At 63.4% G+C, this 17,421-nt stretch carries 20 protein-coding genes and 1 tRNA gene; 10 read left to right on the top strand and 11 right to left on the bottom strand.

The genetic code is table 11. From position 1 onward, the window contains the following. Nucleotides 1-34: 34 nt before the first annotated feature. Nucleotides 35-361, top strand: coding sequence for a hypothetical protein (locus tag AVO45_RS10145; protein WP_068346506.1), 327 nt, complete (start codon nucleotides 35-37; stop codon nucleotides 359-361). A gap of 23 nt (nucleotides 362-384) precedes the next feature. Here AVO45_RS10145 and AVO45_RS10140 read toward each other — a convergent pair whose 3' ends face one another. Together AVO45_RS10140 and AVO45_RS10135 are read right to left on the bottom strand one after the other, a co-directional pair. Further along, nucleotides 385-1,455 (bottom strand): GFA family protein, encoded by a 1,071-nt coding sequence (locus tag AVO45_RS10140; protein ID WP_169796002.1) that lies wholly within the window; start codon nucleotides 1,453-1,455, stop codon nucleotides 385-387. A gap of 136 nt (nucleotides 1,456-1,591) precedes the next feature. Next, nucleotides 1,592-2,020 carry a GFA family protein gene (locus AVO45_RS10135; protein WP_082688740.1) on the bottom strand — a complete coding sequence of 143 codons (429 nt, stop codon included), beginning with the start codon at nucleotides 2,018-2,020 and terminating at the stop codon, nucleotides 1,592-1,594. Nucleotides 2,021-2,200: 180 nt separating this feature from the next. Between AVO45_RS10135 and AVO45_RS10130 the strand changes: the two genes are divergently transcribed. Beyond that, nucleotides 2,201-2,956, top strand: coding sequence for a 3-hydroxyacyl-CoA dehydrogenase (locus AVO45_RS10130; protein WP_068346502.1), 756 nt, complete (start codon nucleotides 2,201-2,203; stop codon nucleotides 2,954-2,956). Nucleotides 2,957-3,068: 112 nt separating this feature from the next. Here AVO45_RS10130 and AVO45_RS10125 read toward each other — a convergent pair whose 3' ends face one another. From AVO45_RS10125 to AVO45_RS10115, 3 genes are all read right to left on the bottom strand, one after another. Continuing rightward, the gene (locus AVO45_RS10125) at nucleotides 3,069-4,877 is read right to left on the bottom strand and encodes an ABC-F family ATP-binding cassette domain-containing protein (protein ID WP_068346500.1); all 1,809 of its coding nucleotides are present in this window, start codon (nucleotides 4,875-4,877) and stop codon (nucleotides 3,069-3,071) included. Between the two features lie 68 nt (nucleotides 4,878-4,945). Further along, entirely contained in the window at nucleotides 4,946-5,686 is a 741-nt protein-coding gene (locus AVO45_RS10120) for a GNAT family N-acetyltransferase (protein ID WP_082688739.1), read from the bottom strand. Between the two features lie 99 nt (nucleotides 5,687-5,785). Next, nucleotides 5,786-6,253: an outer membrane protein assembly factor BamE gene (locus AVO45_RS10115; protein WP_068346497.1), complete on the bottom strand. Its 468-nt coding sequence runs from the start codon at nucleotides 6,251-6,253 to the stop codon at nucleotides 5,786-5,788. An 82-nt stretch (nucleotides 6,254-6,335) separates the two neighbouring features. Between AVO45_RS10115 and AVO45_RS10110 the strand changes: the two genes are divergently transcribed. The 8 genes from AVO45_RS10110 to AVO45_RS10075 all read left to right on the top strand — a co-directional run bounded on the left by AVO45_RS10110 (nucleotide 6,336) and on the right by AVO45_RS10075 (nucleotide 11,704). Beyond that, on the top strand, nucleotides 6,336-6,869 hold the full coding sequence (locus tag AVO45_RS10110) for a YceD family protein (protein ID WP_068346494.1): 534 nt from the start codon (nucleotides 6,336-6,338) through the stop codon (nucleotides 6,867-6,869). A gap of 206 nt (nucleotides 6,870-7,075) precedes the next feature. Further along, complete coding sequence (rpmF, locus tag AVO45_RS10105) at nucleotides 7,076-7,282, top strand: 50S ribosomal protein L32 (RefSeq protein ID WP_008756996.1); 207 nt, start codon at nucleotides 7,076-7,078, stop codon at nucleotides 7,280-7,282. A 24-nt stretch (nucleotides 7,283-7,306) separates the two neighbouring features. Next, a complete protein-coding gene (gene plsX / locus AVO45_RS10100; protein WP_068346492.1) occupies nucleotides 7,307-8,407 on the top strand; it encodes a phosphate acyltransferase PlsX in 1,101 nt (366 codons plus the stop codon). A gap of 18 nt (nucleotides 8,408-8,425) precedes the next feature. Beyond that, nucleotides 8,426-9,397 (top strand): beta-ketoacyl-ACP synthase III, encoded by a 972-nt coding sequence (locus AVO45_RS10095; RefSeq protein ID WP_068346490.1) that lies wholly within the window; start codon nucleotides 8,426-8,428, stop codon nucleotides 9,395-9,397. 96 nt (nucleotides 9,398-9,493) lie between these two features. Then, nucleotides 9,494-9,796, top strand: a complete 303-nt coding sequence (ihfA, locus tag AVO45_RS10090; protein WP_068346488.1) for an integration host factor subunit alpha — start codon at nucleotides 9,494-9,496, stop codon at nucleotides 9,794-9,796. 17 nt (nucleotides 9,797-9,813) lie between these two features. After that, nucleotides 9,814-10,428 carry a MerR family transcriptional regulator gene (locus tag AVO45_RS10085; RefSeq protein WP_068346486.1) on the top strand — a complete coding sequence of 205 codons (615 nt, stop codon included), beginning with the start codon at nucleotides 9,814-9,816 and terminating at the stop codon, nucleotides 10,426-10,428. Between the two features lie 61 nt (nucleotides 10,429-10,489). Further along, nucleotides 10,490-10,566 (top strand) — tRNA-Pro (locus AVO45_RS10080). Between the two features lie 58 nt (nucleotides 10,567-10,624). Next, complete coding sequence (locus tag AVO45_RS10075) at nucleotides 10,625-11,704, top strand: 2'-deoxycytidine 5'-triphosphate deaminase (protein ID WP_068346484.1); 1,080 nt, start codon at nucleotides 10,625-10,627, stop codon at nucleotides 11,702-11,704. Between the two features lie 14 nt (nucleotides 11,705-11,718). Here AVO45_RS10075 and AVO45_RS10070 read toward each other — a convergent pair whose 3' ends face one another. The 6 genes from AVO45_RS10070 to argS form a co-directional block, all read right to left on the bottom strand. Beyond that, the gene (locus tag AVO45_RS10070; protein ID WP_240482109.1) at nucleotides 11,719-11,922 is read right to left on the bottom strand and encodes a hypothetical protein; all 204 of its coding nucleotides are present in this window, start codon (nucleotides 11,920-11,922) and stop codon (nucleotides 11,719-11,721) included. Between the two features lie 48 nt (nucleotides 11,923-11,970). Beyond that, nucleotides 11,971-12,582: an SMC-Scp complex subunit ScpB gene (gene scpB, locus AVO45_RS10065; protein ID WP_420819933.1), complete on the bottom strand. Its 612-nt coding sequence runs from the start codon at nucleotides 12,580-12,582 to the stop codon at nucleotides 11,971-11,973. A gap of 46 nt (nucleotides 12,583-12,628) precedes the next feature. After that, nucleotides 12,629-13,423, bottom strand: coding sequence for a segregation and condensation protein A (locus AVO45_RS10060; RefSeq protein ID WP_068346480.1), 795 nt, complete (start codon nucleotides 13,421-13,423; stop codon nucleotides 12,629-12,631). Continuing rightward, nucleotides 13,413-14,420 (bottom strand): beta-N-acetylhexosaminidase, encoded by a 1,008-nt coding sequence (gene nagZ, locus AVO45_RS10055; RefSeq protein WP_068346478.1) that lies wholly within the window; start codon nucleotides 14,418-14,420, stop codon nucleotides 13,413-13,415. Before nagZ ends, AVO45_RS10060 begins: the two co-directional genes overlap by 11 nt. Continuing rightward, nucleotides 14,417-15,481, bottom strand: coding sequence for an SPOR domain-containing protein (locus AVO45_RS10050; protein ID WP_068346746.1), 1,065 nt, complete (start codon nucleotides 15,479-15,481; stop codon nucleotides 14,417-14,419). Before AVO45_RS10050 ends, nagZ begins: the two co-directional genes overlap by 4 nt. Before the next feature lie 85 nt (nucleotides 15,482-15,566). Continuing rightward, on the bottom strand, nucleotides 15,567-17,312 hold the full coding sequence (argS, locus tag AVO45_RS10045) for an arginine--tRNA ligase (protein WP_068346475.1): 1,746 nt from the start codon (nucleotides 17,310-17,312) through the stop codon (nucleotides 15,567-15,569). Nucleotides 17,313-17,421: the final 109 nt, after the last annotated feature.

Genomic DNA, 17,421 nt, shown 5'->3' with positions numbered 1-17,421 from the left:
ATTCACCTGAACTTCCTTATGGCTAGGTAATCACATGAAAAAATCTCTTTCCCTGACCGCCCTTTGCCTTGGCCTCATGGCCGCCCCCGCCCTTGCCCAAGACTGCCCTTGGGCCGGCGGCGAATACGAATTCAAGGAACACGGCGTGTATGGCGACTTCACCGTCAACGCCGACTGCACCGAACTGACCTGGACCCGCCTCAGCGACTCACCCGAGACCAGCGCGCTGACCCGAACCAAGAACGGCTGGGAGGGCGAGCTGTCCAAGGCCGATTTCGAATTGCTCGACAGCGGCAAGTTCCTGCGGATCACCGGCACCGGCGGCGCCATGCGGCAGGTCAGCGCCAAGCGCAAGAACTGAGCGCTCTACCGCCCCCACTGCGCCTAGTCGCGCTCTCTTGCTTTGCGCTGAACAGCACGTTCTGCGGCCTTGGGCGGCGTCGGGCCGGACTTCGGCTGGCCGACGGCGACCCACCTCGATGACATCTGCGCATCGTCTTCCGTTTTGATCCTTGGAAGGTCGTCATGGATGTCGACCCAAGGGATCTGGCTTTCCACCCCATAGTGCAGTTCCGGCGGGAAATCCGCAGGGTTGTCGAGCGTCGCGACCCTGATCGAATAATAGCCCAGATCCTTTATGTCGGTAAAAAGACTGGTGCCGCAGTTGGCGCAAAATGCCCTCACCGAAAGCTCCGAAGAAGCATACAGCCCAGGATTTTCCCCTTCGAAAGTGACATTCTGCTTTTCGAAAATGGCCCAAGCGTTCAACGGCGCACCAAGCGCCAGTTGGCAATGCCGGCAATGGCAGAAGCCGACGGTAACCGGCCGCGACCATACCTTGTATCTCACATTCCCGCACAGACACCCGCCCGCGGCGACCGGTTCGCTATGCGCCGCGGTCAGAAACGGCCACCCGATTGGCGTTTCCTTTTTCTCTGCCTGTTTGACCGCCGATCCATAGACCCGCACCGGTTCAGCAACGTTCTTGAGCTTTCGATGACCAAGGTCAGCGAACTCCTGCCCCACCTTGCCTTTCACCTGCTCGTAAACGGCTCCGGACACGCAAACGCCGCCCGGATCGGCAATTTCCTGCAAGCGTGCGGCCTGATTGACGCCATCCCCGAAAATGTCGTCGCCCATGAACACGATGTCGCCGACATTGACGCCGATCCGGAAAACGATCCGACGATCCGGTTCGATATCGGCTTCGCGCTCTGCCATGGCCTCCTGAATTTCCAGCGCACAGGCGACGGCATCGACAACAGAGGGAAATTCCGCAAGAAGCCCGTCGCCCATAAGCTTGACCACGCGCCCTTTTCTGGCGGTGATCCTTCGCGCCACAAGGCTGTCCATGCAGCCCGTCAACCGGGCCAGCGTCCCGGCTTCATCCTGCTCCATCAGGCGGGAATACCCCACGACATCGACCGATACGATCGCAGCGAGTTTGCGGACCATGGGCTGTGGCATGGCGAAATCATACTCACTCCGCATTTCGAAATACAGTTTCGAAACACTTTGTGCCACGGCCACGCCATCCAGAAACGCGACGGGGGCACACAATCCGCGCCACACTGGCCCATAAGGCCCTTACCTACGCATCATAATCCCTCAGATCATCCGGCGCAAAAAGCAGCGTGCCTTCGTATTTCGGAAGATCGTCATTCATCTGAAGCCAAGGCAGCTTGCTTTGATAGTTCACATGGAACGTCGGCTCGAACTCTTCGGGATTTTCCAGGGAACCGGCATACAGGTGCATCCCGCCGGGATAGTGATCGGCCTCGAACCCCATGGGCGAGCCGCAATTTTCGCAGAAATGCCGGAACACGCCCTTTGAGCTTTCCAGAGTCTTTGGCGCCTGCCCCGTCCACCTGAAGTTCTTCTTCGGCACGCCCAGCCACGCGACCACCGGTGCCGCACAGTTTCGGCGGCAGTCATCGCAATGGCAGTAGCAGGCCCAGTTGACCTCGCCCTCGTATTCCCAGCTCGTCTTTTTGCACAGGCAATGTCCGCGCGTCGTCATCGTGGTCTCCGGCTTTCCCCTCTTCGAAACCGATTACCGCTTCTCCGGGCACCCGGCAGGTGCAAGTTGGACGGATTCTTTCCCGATGGCGACACGACGTAACGGCAAGGCGCACTGGACAGGCGCCCCATCCTTCCATTATTTGAACGCATGTTCATATCATGGGGAGAGGAGCCTCACATGCAACTCAGCACCACAGCCGCGGTCATCACCGGTGGCGCGTCGGGCCTCGGAGAGGCCACCGCCCGTTACTTCGCCGAGAACGGCGCGCAGGTCACCATTCTCGACCGCGACGCCGAGCGCGGCGCGCGGGTCGCCGCCGAGATCGGTGGCCACTTCGCCCAGACCGACGTGACCGACGAGGACTCGGTCGCCGCGGCCATGGCGCTGGCGATGGAGAAGATGGGCAAGATCACCGCCTGCGTGAACTGCGCCGGCATCGCCTATGGCATCAAGACTGTCGGCAAGGACGGCCCCCACCCGCTGGACGCCTTCCAGCGCACCATCGACATCAACCTCGTGGGCACCTTCAACGTGTCGCGTCTGGCCGCCGTCGAGATGGCCAAGAACGAGCCCGAGCCGGATGGCGCGCGCGGGGTGATCATCAACACCGCCTCGATCGCGGCCTTCGACGGCCAAAAGGGTCAGGCGGCCTATTCGGCGTCCAAGAGCGGTGTCGTGGGCATGACCCTGCCGATGGCGCGCGACCTGGCCTCGACCGGTATCCGGGTCATGACCATTGCGCCCGGTATCTTCATGACGCCGATGCTGGCCGGCCTGCCCGAAGAGGTGCAGCAGCAGTTGGCCGCCGACGTTCCGAACCCCGCCCGCCTGGGCGACCCGCGCGAATACGGCCGGCTGGCCGGGTTCATCGTCGAGATGGGCTATCTGAACGGCGAGGTCATCCGCATCGACGGCGCCCTGCGGATGCGCTGACCCTCACTGACGGTTTCCGGCCCGGTCGATCTGCGTCCGGGCCGGGCTTTTGGGTTTTGTACAAAACGGAACATCCCGACATCGGGGCCGGTACAAATCGGACGATCCGGGCTCAGCCCGCCTCGGCCTTCTCTTCCAGCATCAGCCATTCTTCCTCGGCGGCGGCCAGCTTCTGCTGCCGCTCGACCAGCGCCTCGGTCGCCTTCTGGAACTTGACCGGCTCGCGCGTGAACAGCTCGGGATCCGACATCAGTTCCTCCAGCTTGGCGATCTCGGCTTCCAGACGTTCGATCTCGGCCGGCAGCTTCTCCAAACGGTGCTTTTCCGAAAAGGACAGCCCCTGTTTCGGCTTGCCTTCCTGCTTTACCTTCGGCTTGGAAGGCTTTGATTTGCCTATCTTTTCCTGCGAAACCTCGCCACGCTGCGCGATATAGTCAGACCACCCCCCGGCATAGACGGTGGCGCGGCCATTGCCCTCCATCGCGATAGTCGTCGTCGCCACCCGGTCAAGGAAGTCGCGGTCGTGGCTGACCAGCAGCACCGTGCCGTCATACTCGTCCAGCAACTCCTGCAGCAGGTCCAGCGTCTCGATATCCAGGTCATTCGTCGGCTCGTCCAGCACCAGCAGGTTCGACGGTTTCGCCATCAGCTTCGCCAGCAGCAACCTGGCTTTTTCCCCACCTGACAAGGACTTGACGGCCGCTCTTGCCTGCCGCTCGTCGAACAGAAACTCCTTGAGATAGCCCACCACATGCTTGGGCTGGCCGCGCACCATCACCTGATCGGCCTTGCCCGAAACACGCATCTCGGGGTCGCCGGTCAGGCTGTCCCAGAGGGTCATCTCGGGGTCCAACTGCGCCCGCGTCTGGTCAAAGACCGCGACCTCGAGGTTGGTGCCCAGCCGCACCTCGCCCGCATCCGGCGCGACCTCGCCCAGCAGCATTTTCAACAGCGTCGTCTTGCCAACACCGTTCGGCCCGACAAAGGCCACGCGATCACCGCGCTGCACCAGCAGGTCAAAGTTCCGGACGATCTGCTTGCCGTCGAAACTCTTGGACAGCCCCACCGCCTCGATCACCTTGCGGCCGGATTTCGGCCCGGATTCCAAGGACATGGCCGCCGAGCCCTGCCGCTTGATCTGCGCCGCACGTTCGGCCCGCAAGGCCTGCAGCGCCCGCACCCGGCCCTGGTTGCGCTTGCGCCGCGCGCTGATCCCCTCGACCGCCCAGCGGGCTTCAGACTTGATCAGCCGGTCCAGCTTGTGGCGTTGCTGGTCTTCCTCCTCCCAGATCTTGTCGCGCCAGGCCTCGAAGGCCTCGAACCCCTTCTCCTGTCGGCGCACCACACCGCGGTCGATCCACAGTGTTGCGCGGGTCAGCGCCCGCAGGAAAGCCCGGTCGTGCGAAATCAGGACAAAGGCCGCCCGCGTCGCGCCCAGTTCACGTTCAAGCCAGCCGATGGCCTCGATGTCCAGATGGTTGGTCGGCTCATCCAACAGCATCAGGTCGGGGGCCTCGGCCATCAGCTTGGCCAGCGCCGCGCGCCGCCGTTCGCCGCCCGAGGCGGTCTCGACCGGGCGCGCGGGGTCGAATTTCAGCCCCTCACCCGCGCGTTCGACCTTGTAAAGCTCGCCCGGTTCGAGCCCGCTGGCGGCATAGTCGCCCAGCGTCGCAAAGCCGGTCATGACCGGGTCCTGCTCCATGTATCCCACCGATTTCCCGGGGGGGATCACGACCTCGCCCGCATCCGGCTCGACCAGCCCGGCCATGACCTTCATCAGGGTGGATTTGCCCGAGCCATTGCGCCCCACCAGCGCAACACGGTCGCTGGGCTGCACCACCAGATCCAAATCGGAAAACACCGGCTCGCCGCCAAAGGTCAACGAAATGCCGGACATCTGCAAAAGAGGAATTCTCGCCATGCCAGCCAGCTAAGACGCGACGCTCAGCGCGTCAACGCCAATGCTTCACCTTTTCAAAAATACTCAATTCACCCGGCCACCGCCCGCAGCAGACGTTTCCGTGACGCGGGAATCGCCCGGACCTCGAGACCGGTGAACACATGCAATGTGTTCATTTCTCGGTCCACCACGGCGTGATCGCTGATCCAGCCCCCCATCAGCAGGTAGGTTTTCAGCAGCGGCGGCATCTGCAGCATCGCCCGTTTTTCATCCGGGAACTGACGCAGGCGACCGTCAAAGCAGAAGATCTCGGGGGCCTTGACCCGCGGCCGCCAGCGCTGCGGCGCCAGGTGGCGCTGCTTGAGCAGGGCAAAGGCGTCCTGATAGCGCCCGACCTCGGTGCCAGGAAAGGACGAGCACCCAAACAGCATCTCGACATCGTTGCGATCCACATAGGCTGCCATCGCGCCCCAGGCCGCGCGCAGGATATCCGGGTCGGTGCAATCGGGACGTGTGCAAAACCGGCCCATTTCGACCATCGGCCCGGGAAACGCCCTGAGCGCCGAAAGATCGTAACACCGGGCCGAATAGCTGCGACCGACCTCAGACCCACTCTCCAGCAAAAGCATCCGAAAACAGCAGACCAGCCGACCGCCCGCGCGCTTGTCTTCGACCAGAACATGCGCGCAGATGTCGTCGAATTCGTCCTGATCGGGCTCATTCAGGGCGAAGGCCAGCGTGCGCAGTTCCCGGGCCGCCTCCAGGTCGCGGCCCGTCCGACCCGTTCGGACCCGGTAGCGCCCCCTGTCCAGAAAAATTGCCTCTGCCATGCCCCGGCACTCTGCCATTCGGTTCCGCTCCCCGCTCGGTGCCGGCCTAGCATAGCAGATGTGGCGACCGGGTATCGACGCGCAGGCGCATGGGCCCAATCAGTTGACGACCGTGGACGGGTTGAACGTGCCGATATTGCCGAGCAACTGGCGAATGAATGTCTTGTCCTCGACGCTCGAGCTGGTCACGCGACGCTCCAGCGGGACGACTATGCCATCCTCGAGCCCGTAACGCTCGATGTTGCGCACCACGCCGCGCTGATCAAAGCTGATGGCGACCAGTTCGCGCGACACGACCTGAGGCTCTTTGGCGCCGTAGTGCCGTATGCGCGATGCCACGTAATAATAGCCCGAATCCTTGAGCACGCCCGTCGAACTGGGCGCACCAACCGCTTCGATCACGCTGTCGCGGTTATCGACCCCGACCTTCAGCTGCGCCAGTTCCTCGGGCGTCGGGACATATCCGTGATTTCGGTAGATCGGCGAACAACCGGCAACTGCTGCTAAACAGATGCTGAACGCCATAGCCCGGGCAACCGGTTTCAGCAGCTTATCAAACATCACCATTCCAACCCTCTTGCCATGGCGCCGTGTGGCTTCTATCCGATTACAGAAACCGCCGCTCTGGTTCAACACACGAAAGCCCCCGATGACAGACCAAACCGCCTTGCGGGTTGCCGACCTGCCGCAGAACTCTCCAACCCCCTTCGCGCTGCGCCCGGATTCCGAGGCGCTGGCGGCGCTGAAACAGGAACTCGGCCTTCTGGGGCTGCGCAAGGTCAGTTTCAGTGGCGAGATTCGGGCGCAGGGCAAAAGCGACTGGGTGCTGACCGGCAAACTGGGGGCGACCGTGGTGCAGCCCTGCGTCATCACGCTTGAACCGGTCACCACCCGGATCGACACCGATGTGCGCCGCGTTTTCCTGGCCGACTGGCGCGAGCCCGAAAGCGAAGAGGTCGAAGTCACCGATGACGAAGCCGAAGCATTGGGCGCCGAGATCGACCCGGGCGCGGTGATGGTCGAGGCCCTGTCGCTGGCCCTGCCCCAATATCCGCGCAAGGAAGGGGCCGGTCTGGGTCAGGCCGTTTATACCGAACCCGGCAAACAGGCCATGACCGATGACGACGCAAAACCCTTTGCCGGTCTGGCCGGATTGCGCGACAAGCTGAAAAAAGATGAGTGACAGCAGGCACAAGACCTGTCATAGCAGGCGCCCATAAAAACCGCTTGATCATGACGAGAATCGCAGTATTTTCGCGCGCTCATCGGATTTTGGGTTGGACAATGCGAGGGCCGTGCCCTAAACGCGCGTCACGCCTCTAGAAAACGAAGAATGTAACCCGGTCGGCGGTCTGGTCCGCTGGCCCCAGTCAGACAAAGGTTGAGACAATGGCTGTCCAACAGAACAAAGTTTCCAAGTCGCGCCGCAACAACCGCCGCGCGCACGACGCTCTGGTTGCTGCAAACCCGAACGAGTGCCCGAACTGCGGTGAACTGAAGCGCCCGCACCACGTGTGCGCCTCCTGCGGCCACTATGACGACCGCGAAGTCGTAGCGCAGGCCGACGAAATCGACCTGGACGAAGACGCGGCCTAAGCCCTTTCGAGAGCAGGCCACGACATGACGGCTCAACCCGATCAAACCGGCGCACGCCCCGGACAGATCATCATCTCGGTTGACGCCATGGGCGGGGACGAGGGTCCTTCTGTCGTTGTCGCGGGCATTGCCGAATCGGCCAAGAAGAACCCGGAAATCGGGTTCATCCTGCACGGGCCCGAGGAACAGTTGCGAAAACTGGTCGCAAAGCGGCGCGTCCTTGATGGACGCGTCGCTTTTCGTGATTGTCCCGATGTCGTCACGATGGAGGACAAGCCCAGCCAGGTCGTACGCAACGGCAAGAACACGTCGATGTGGTCGGCGCTGGAGTCCGTGCGCCAGGGAGAAGCGCACGGGGCAGTTTCCTGCGGCAATACCGGGGCCTTGATGGCCCTGTCGATGATGCGCCTGCGCAAGCTGCCGGGCGTGAACCGTCCGGCCATCGCGATCCTGTGGCCGTCGCTGAACCCCCAGGGCTTCAACGTGATGCTGGACGTGGGCGCCGACGTGCGCGCCGACGCCAAGGATCTGCTGCAATACGCCCTGATGGGCGCCTCTTACGCCCGCAACGGTCTGGGGCTGGCCCGCCCGCGCATCGGCCTGCTGAACGTGGGCACCGAGGAACACAAGGGCCGGGCCGAGCTGAAAGAGGCCCACGGCATGATCGCCGCCTTCGCGGATCAGGCCAATTTCGAATTCGTGGGCTTCGTCGAAGGCAGCGACATTCCCGGAACCTCGGTTGACGTGATCGTGACCGATGGCTTCACCGGGAACGTCGCCATCAAGACCGGCGAAGGCACCGCCAACATGTTCAGCGACCTTCTGCGCGAAGCCTTCCAATATTCGCCGCTTTCGCGCCTTGCCTCGATTCTCGCGATAACCTCGCTGCGGCGCTTGAAAAACAGGGTCGATCCGCGGCATGTGAACGGCGGTGTTTTCCTGGGGCTGAATGGAACCGTGGTCAAATCCCACGGCAGCGCGGACGCCACCGGCGTGTCCGCCGCCGTAAGGCTGGCCTTCACGCTGGCGAAATCCGGCTTTGCCGAAAAACTGGCGGCGCGGGTTGCATCCACAGCGGAGCTTGACCAAGATGACGCTCAGGCTGCTTCGCAAGCTGAACGATAACAAGAAGGCAGTACCCAAATGGCAGGCCGCGCAGTAGTAGTTGGTGTAGGGCATTATCTGCCTGAACGTGTCGTCCCGAACTCCGAGTTCGAAGCCACGTTGGATACGTCCGACGAATGGATTCGCACGCGTTCGGGAATCGAGCGCCGGCATTTCGCGGCCGAGGGCGAAACCACGTCGGATCTTGCCACCTATGCCGCCGAGGCCGCACTGAAGGACGCCGGGCTGACCGCCGACGACATCGACGCCATCATCCTGGCGACCTCGACCGCCGATCTGACATTTCCTTCCGCAGCAACGATGGTTCAGGCCCGCCTTGGAATGACCGGCGGGTTTGCTTTTGACGTGCAGGCCGTCTGTGCCGGTTTCGTCTACGCCTTGGCCAACGCCAATGCCCTGATCCTGTCGGGTCAGGCCAGGCGGGTTCTGGTCATCGGCGCCGAAACCTTCTCGCGAATCATGGACTGGAGCGACCGTTCCACCTGTGTCCTGTTCGGCGATGGCGCCGGGGCGGTCATTCTGGAAGCCCGCGAAGGCAAAGGCACGCCGCAGGATCGAGGCATCCTGTCCACCGACCTGAACTCGGACGGGCGCTACAAGGATCTGCTTTATGTCGATGGCGGCGTCTCGACCCAGAACACCGGCTATCTGCGGATGCAGGGCAACCAGGTGTTCCGCCACGCGGTCGACAAGCTGGCCAAGACGGCCGAGACCGCGCTGGAAAAGGCCGGCCTGACCAGTGCAGATATCGACTGGATCGTGCCGCATCAGGCCAATATCCGCATCATTCAGGGCACGGCCAAGAAAATGGGCCTGTCCATGGATCACGTCGTGGTCACCGTCCAGGATCACGGCAACACCTCTGCCGCCTCGATTCCCCTGGCCCTTTCCGTCGGCAAGGCCCGCGGCCAGATCAAGCAAGGCGACCTGATCGTCACCGAAGCAATCGGAGGTGGATTGGCCTGGGGCGCAGTCGTCCTGCGCTGGTAACTGGCATGTTCCGGCTTACGCCGCCGCCTGCAATTCATTGATATTGACAGGGAATTTCCCCTACCCATATGCTTTGTGAGCAATAGGGGGAAAAGAATGGGCGACAAAACACTTACTCGCATGGATCTGAGCGAAGCGGTATTTCGCGAAGTCGGTCTATCACGCAACGAAAGCGCACAGCTCGTCGAAAGCGTTCTGAACCATATGTCGGATGCGCTGGTCCGGGGCGAACAGGTCAAGATCTCGTCCTTTGGCACCTTCAGCGTCCGGAACAAATCCGCACGCGTCGGCCGCAACCCCAAGACCGGCGAAGAGGTGCCGATTCAGCCCCGCCGTGTTCTGACGTTCCGCCCGTCGCACCTGATGAAGGATCGCGTCGCCGCCGGAAACCGCAAGTAATCCGGGGTTGAGAGGGTATGGCCAAGTCTCCCGAGGCTTTTCGCACGATCACCGAGGTTGCCGAATGGCTGGGGGTTCAGGCGCATGTCCTTCGGTTCTGGGAAAGCCGCTTTGCGCAGGTGAAACCCGTCAAACGCGCCGGAGGGCGCCGTTACTACCGCCCCAATGACATGCGCCTGCTGGGCGGCATCAAGAAACTGCTGCATGACGATGGCCTGACCATCAAGGGCGTCCAGCGCATCCTGCGCGAACAGGGCGTTGCGCATGTGGCATCTCTCTCGCAGGATCTTGAGGTGTCGGCCGCACCGGATCTGGAAACTGGAAGCACCGTCGTCAGATTCCAGGACAAGCGACAGCCCGAAGCCGCGCCCGCCCAGATCGACATGGAGCTTGAAGGGGCTGTAGCTGAAAGGGAAAATGCGGCCCCCGAGCGGACCAAAGCGCCCGTGACTGCCGCCAAGCCGGCTGCGCCCGCCCCCGCTGCGGCACCCGGCGGCGAAACATCGCCAGACCTGCTGGCGCGGCTGTGGGCGGCAGAGCAAATAAGCGCCGACCTTTTGCGGCAAATGGCCCCGATTGCGCGCGACCTGCGCAACTGGCTGGACAGTGTTGAAACTCGATCGGCGGGATAAGAAAAAAGGCAATGATTTCCTCTTGCCCCTGCCGGGAAAACCGTTATGTAACACCCATCGTCGGGCTATGGCGCAGCCTGGTAGCGCGTCCGTCTGGGGGACGGAAGGTCGCAGGTTCAAGTCCTGCTAGCCCGACCAAATCACACCGACGTTCCAGGACAAGATGCCAGAACCTCTGGCAAGAAGGGGGATCGGCATGACAGGCGTGTGTCCAAACCAGCAGATCGAAGCGATGATCAAGCGCGGCGAAATCTCGGCCGCCGTTCCGGTATTGCCGGCACAGGTGCAACCGGCGAGCCTGGATTTACGTCTTGGAACAGTGGCTTACAGGGTGCGCGCCTCGTTCCTGGCTGGCGAGGGAAACTCGGTGTCCGACCGCTTGGGCGAGTTCGAGATGCACCGAATCGACATCACCGATGGCGCGGTGCTGGAAAAGGGCTGTGTCTATCTGGTGCCGCTGATGGAATCGCTTTCGCTGCCCGAGGGCATGAGCGCGGTCGCCAACGCCAAAAGCTCGACCGGACGGCTGGACCTGCTGACCCGCACGATCACCGATGGCGGCACCGAATTCGACCGCGTGCTTGCCGGATACTCCGGGCCACTCTATGCCGAGATCTGTCCGCGTTCGTTCTCGGTGCTGGTGCGCCCCGGAATGCGGCTGAACCAGATCCGGTTCCGGCAGGGTCAGGCCGTGCTGTCCGATGCCGATCTGGCGGCGCTGCACGCCGAGACGCCGCTGGTGGACGGCCCGGCGGTGATTCAGGACGGTCTGGGATTCTCGGTCGATCTGCGCCTGCCCAACACCGATCTGGTCGGCTATCGCGCCAAGCCGCATACGGGCGTGATCGACCTGGACCGGATCGGCGCCTATGACCCGCTGGAATACTGGGAAGAGGTGCGCACCCGCGACGGGCGCATCATCCTGGACCCTGGTGCGTTCTATATCCTCGTCAGCCGCGAGGCCGTTCATATCCCGCCCATGTACGCCGCCGAGATGGCCCCCTACCTGGCGATGGTCGGCGAATTCCGCGTGCATTACGCCGGTTTCTTCGATCCGGGCTTTGGCCATGCCGCCGCGGGGGGAGAGGGCTCGCGCGGGGTGCTGGAGGTGCGCTGCCACGAGGCTCCGTTCGTTCTGGAACACGGCCAGGTGGTCGGGCGGCTGGTCTATGAGAAGATGTCGGAAATGCCGACCCAGCTTTACGGGGCCGGCATCGCCTCGAACTATCAGGGTCAGGGCCTGAAGCTGTCAAAACACTTCAAAAGCCCATCATAACGCTTTAAAAAGGTTTACAATTTCGTGAAACGCCGTAACTGACGAGCCGTCCGTTGTGCCTGCCGGATGGTCTGTTTTTGCCTCTTGGCAGCCTCCGGGTCGGGAGTCGCCCCGCCGCGATCGGTTTTCGACGTCATGCCTGCGGCAAGGTCGATCCCCTTGTCGATTCCCCGGTTGATCAGCTTGCGGAACACGATCCGCACGATCATGTCGATCATCCTGTTGGCATTCATTTCGCTCTAATCCCCTTTGCCCGCGCCGTGTCGCTATTCTTCGAACAGCTCGGGCTGCCCGTCTTCGCCCTCATCACCTTCGTCCTCGTCGCGGCCTTCGCCCAGCGGCATGGCACCCGGCGGTGGACGGTTTTCCAGCAGGCCCGCGGCGCGCAATTCCTTGAGTCCGGGCAGGTCGCGGGCGCTTTCCAGCCCGAAATGGTCCAGGAATTGCGGCGTCACCACGAAGGTCACCGGCCGGCCCGGAGTCATGCGGCGGCGGCCAAGGCGAATCCATTCCATCTCGAGCAGTTGGTCGATGGTGCCGCGCGAAACGGAGACGCCGCGGATCTCCTCGATCTCTGCCCGTGTGCAGGGCTGGTGATAGGCGACGATGGCCAGTGTTTCGATCGCCGCGCGGCTGAGCTTGCGGGTTTCCACGGTTTCCTTCTGCATCAGGAACCCAAGGTCGGGGGCTGTTCGGATCGCCCAGGCGTCCCCTACCCGCACCACGCGCACGCCGCGCCCCTCGTAACGCTTGCGCAGCAGTTCCAACGCCTGCGCGGCGTCACTGCCATGTGGCATCCGTGCCTCGAGATCGGCGATGGTCACCGGCTCGGGGCTGGCGAACAGGACAGCCTCGACCATGCGCTCCTGCTCGGCCATGGGCGGCGCTTCGAACAGGGTGCCGGTATCTTCGTCTTCGCTGGCCTCAGTCACGTTTGTCAGTCCTTCTGCGCAGTTGGATCGGGGCAAAGGTTTCGCTCTGCTTGATCTCCATGTGGCCTTCTTTCACCAGTTCCAGCGAGGCCGCGAAGGTGGCCGCCGTGGCCGAGCGCCGGCGCACCGGGTCGGCATCCCAGCCCTCGGGCAGATAGCTTTCCATGTCGGTCCAGGTGCCGGCAAAGCCGATCAGCGGGCGCATACGCTCCAGCGCCTGCTCCATCGTGAACACGGCGTCGCGGTCCATCACGAAGGGGCGGAATTCGTCGCGGGTGCGGATGCGGGCATAGCCCTGCATCAGGTCCAGTAGGGTCGCCGTGTAGGTCACGGTGCGGATGCGAGTGATGTCCTCGCCCTGCCCTCGCTTGAAGAAATCGCGCCCCAGCTGATCCCGCGCCATCAGTCGCGCGGCGGCATCGCGCATCGCCTGAAGGCGTTCGAGCTGGAACGCCAGGTGCGCGGCCAGTTCCTCGCCCGTTGGTCCTTCTTCCTCGGGGTCGGGGGGCAGCAGCAGGCGCGACTTGAGGAAAGCCAGCCAGGCCGCCATGACGAGGTAGTCGGCCGCCAGCTCGATGCGAAGGGCGCGGGCGCGTTCGACGAAGGCCAGGTATTGCTGCGCCAGCGCCAGAATGGAAATCTTGCGCAGATCGACCTTTTGCGTGCGCGACAGGGTCAGCAACACGTCGAGCGGGCCCTCGAACCCGTCAACATCGACGATCAGCGCCTCCGCCGCCAGGCGGTCGGCGATCGAGATCGGTTCTTCGGAAAATAGGTTATCCGTCATACACCCGCCCGCTCATGAGGCGAGATAGTTCCGCCTCGGCAGCGTCGATGTCAAGTTCCTGCGGCTCGTGACGCATGGCCAGCGCCCGTTCGGCACGTTCCTGCGCAACCTCGCTCATCTCTCCGGCGGCCTGCATGACCTCGGTGCGTTCGGCGAATGACCCGTTGCAGTGCAGGATCACGTCGCAGCCCGCCGCAAGCGCCTGACGCGAGAGATCGCCCAGCGACCCGCTGAGCGCCTTCATCGAGATATCGTCGGTCATGATCAGCCCGTCGAAACCGATGCTTTCGCGGATCAGCGTCATCATGCGTCTCGAAACCGTGGCGGGTTCGGGGTCGATCCGGTCATAGACGAGGTGGGCGGTCATGCCCATCGGCAGATCGTTCAGGGCGCGGAAAGGGGCGAAATCGACCCGGTCCAGATCGTCGGGGTCGGCGTCCACATGCGGCAGGTCATAGTGACTGTCCTGCATGGCGCGCCCGTGGCCGGGGATGTGCTTGAGCACGGGCAGAACGCCCCCATCCAGATGCGCCTGCGCGACGGCGCGGCCGATCCGCGCCACGGTATCCGCATCGCGGCCATAGCAGCGGTTGAGAAGGAACGGGTGCGTTTCCTGCTGCGCGACATCCACCATCGGTGCGCAGTTGCTGTCGATGCCCAACTGCTTCAACTCGTGCGCGATCAGCCGGTAGCGAAGATACATCGCCCGCTCGGCACCCTCGCCTGCCTGCTCGGCATGGTCCAGCGGCGGCAGCCATTCACGCGCCAGCGGCGCCCTCAGGCGCTGCACGCGGCCGCCCTCCTGGTCGATGGTGATCGGACAGTCGCGCCCGACGGCCTCGCGAAAGTCGTCGCACAGCGCACGGACCTGATCGCCACTTTCGATGTTGCGGGCGAACAGGATGAACCCGAACGGGTTCATCTCGCGGAACAGCGCCTTTTCCTCGACGCTCAGGCGCAGGCCTTCTGCGTCGGTGATCGCAGCGCCGAACCTCACCGCACGGTCACCGGAATGCAGTCCGCGCCCTGCGCCACGAGGGCCGCGCAGAACCGGCGCGAGTCGCTGAGGTCGGCAAAGCCTAGCGCCCGCAGCCGGTAGAACGTGCGCCCACCGCTTTGGGTTTTCTGGATGACGCGTTTCTTGCCATCAAGAAACTCGCCGAAACGTCCATACAGGCGATCCCACTCCGCCTGCGCCACCTCGGGGCTTTCAAAGGCCCCAAGCTGTGCCAGCCGGGTTCCGACCGGCAGGCTGTCGGGATCGACGTCCAGGCCAACCGCCGCCATCACCGCCGCGTCGATCGCGGCCTGTGCGCTGGCTCCGGCCTCTGTTCGGGCGGGGGTCACACGCGCGGGCCGGCGAACCGGGCGCAGCGACCGGGTAACGCCGGGCGTGTCCAGACCGGCCTCTTTCTGCTGTTCCTCCCAGTCAACCGGATCTATGCCCGGCTCTTCCTCGGGCGTTGCCAGCGACGCCAGCTGTTCGCCCAGTTCGGCGGGTTCCACATCCTTGTCTTCGGCGGCCAGTTCCGCGACCAGCGCATCCACCGCGCTCTGCCGGATTTCGGCCGCTTCCTTGTCCGAGATTTCCTCTTCGACGACCAGAACCGCAGGCGCAGGTTTCAGCTTGCCCATCGGTGCGTCTTCTTCGGTCAGGGAAACCGGGCGTGGCGCCAGGATCAGCCGGTCAGGCGGGGGCGCGGCAGTTCCTTCAGCGGCGACCCTGTTCACCGCAAGGCCCTGATTATCGGCCGGAGTACCCCCCGGATTTTCAGGCTGCACCCGCATCGGCCCTTCGACGGCCCGCACCACCGGAACGCCGCTGACATCGCGCATCACCAGCTTGTAGCCCCAGACGCCGATGCCGACCACCAGCGCCAGAGAGCCCAAGGCCCCGGCGACGTTGACCAGCCGGCCAAACCTGTCCGTCCAGTGAGCGTGATCTGCCGCTTCATATGGCAGATCGTCTTCGGCCGTGACGCCGCCGGTTTGCTGAAATTGATTCGTGTAAGCCACATGCTCGGGGCCCATTTGCCCCGAGTAATCGAAACTCGCCATATCCGCCTCACTGCCCTTTGCGTCGAAATACAACGCCAGGCTTGCCTTTTTCTCTGCCTCGGTCCGGCGGTTCGGGCGGCTTTGGTTACCGCATCTCCTGCGCCGGAGTGACGCCAAGAATACCCAAGCCGGCCGAAATCACAACCGCGACGGCTCGGGCCAAGGCCATTTTCGCCTGGCTTGTGGCCGGATCGCCATCCTGCAGGAACCGCAGCGAGGGGTCGTCGTTGCCCTTGTTCCACAGAGCGTGGAAATCTCCAGCCAGTTCATAGAGATAGAAGGCGACACGATGCGGCTCGTGGGTGCGTGCGGCGATCTCGACCAGACGCGGCCACTCGGCCAGTTTCCTGGCGACTGCCAGCTCTGCCTCGTGGTTGATCTTGCCCAGATCCGCGGCGGCCAGCGTCGCCTCGTCGGCCGCGATACCGGCCTCGGCGGCGCGGCGCAGAACGCTCATCACGCGGGCATGGGCGTATTGCACGTAGAACACCGGGTTCTCGCGGCTCTGCTCCAGAACCTTGTCAAAGTCAAAGTCCAGCGTCGCGTCGTTCTTGCGGGTCAGCATCACGAAGCGGGTCACGTCCGGGCCCACCTGGTCGACCACGTCGCGCAGGGTGACGAAGTTGCCCGCCCGCTTGGACATCTTGAACGGCTCGCCATTCTTCCACAGCTTGACCAACTGGGTCAGCTTGATGTCGAGCGGCACCTTGCCGTCGGACAGGGCCGACACGGCCGCCTTCATCCGCTTGACATAGCCGCCGTGGTCGGCGCCGAACACGTCGATCAACGCGTCGAACCCGCGGGTCACCTTGTCATAGTGATAGGCGATGTCGGGGGCGAAATAGGTCCAGCTGCCGTCGGATTTCTTGACCGGACGATCCACGTCGTCGCCATGCGCGGTCGAACGGAACAGGGTCTGCTCGCGCGGCTCCCAATCCTCGGGGGTCTTGCCCTTGGGCGGCTCGAGCACGCCTTCGTAGATCAGGCCCTTTTCATTGAGCGCCTCGAGCGCCGCCTCGATCTTGCCCGTGCCGTAAAGCGACTTTTCCGAAAAGAACACATCCATCCGGACGTTCAACTGCGCCAGATCCTCGCGGATCAGGTCCATCATCCGGTCGGTGGCAAAGTTGCGCACGTCCTCCAGCCATTCGCTCTCGGGCTTGTCGAGCAGGCTGTCGCCGTATTTCTCCTTGAGTGCCTCGCCGATCGGGATCAGGTAGTCGCCCGGATAAAGGCCCTCGGCGATCTCGGGGCTCAGGCCGTTGGCCTCGCGATAGCGTTCATAGGCGGACCGCGCCAGCACATCCACCTGCGCGCCGCCATCGTTGATGTAGTATTCGCGGGTTACGTCATAGCCGGCATAGGCCAGCAGGCTGGCCAGCGCATCGCCAAAGACCGCGCCGCGGGTATGGCCGACATGCAGCGGCCCGGTCGGGTTGGCCGAGACAAATTCGACGTTGATCCGCTGCCCCTGCCCCATGGTCGAGCGACCATAATCGGTGCCCTCGCTCAGCACCGAGGAAAGAACACCCTGCCAGACCGAAGGTTCCAGCCGCATGTTGAGAAAACCCGGCCCCGCAACTTCGGCGCTTGCGATCCGGTCGTCGGCCGCCAGCTTTGCCGCCAGAGTGTCGGCAATGTCGCGGGGCTTCATCTTTGCAGGCTTGGCAAGCACCATCGCCGCATTGGTCGCCATGTCGCCATGCGCCGGATCGCGTGGCGGTTCCACGGCCACGTTGTCAAAGCTCAGCCCCTCGGGCAGAGCACCTTCGGATTGCATCTGTTGCAGCGCACCCAGAACGAGGGCGCGGATCTCGGAAAACAGGTTCATCTCGGTGTCCTTTTGCTTGCCCGGCGGTTTATCACGCGAAGCGGCAAGGTCAATGCGGCCGTGCAAGCGATGCGCGGCCCTGGGGTTCGTAGTACCCGACGGTGGCGCA

It is taken from the genome of Ruegeria marisrubri, assembly GCF_001507595.1.
Classification (GTDB): Bacteria; Pseudomonadota; Alphaproteobacteria; order Rhodobacterales; family Rhodobacteraceae; genus Ruegeria; species Ruegeria marisrubri.
This window is presented reverse-complemented; position numbering and strand designations above follow the sequence as displayed.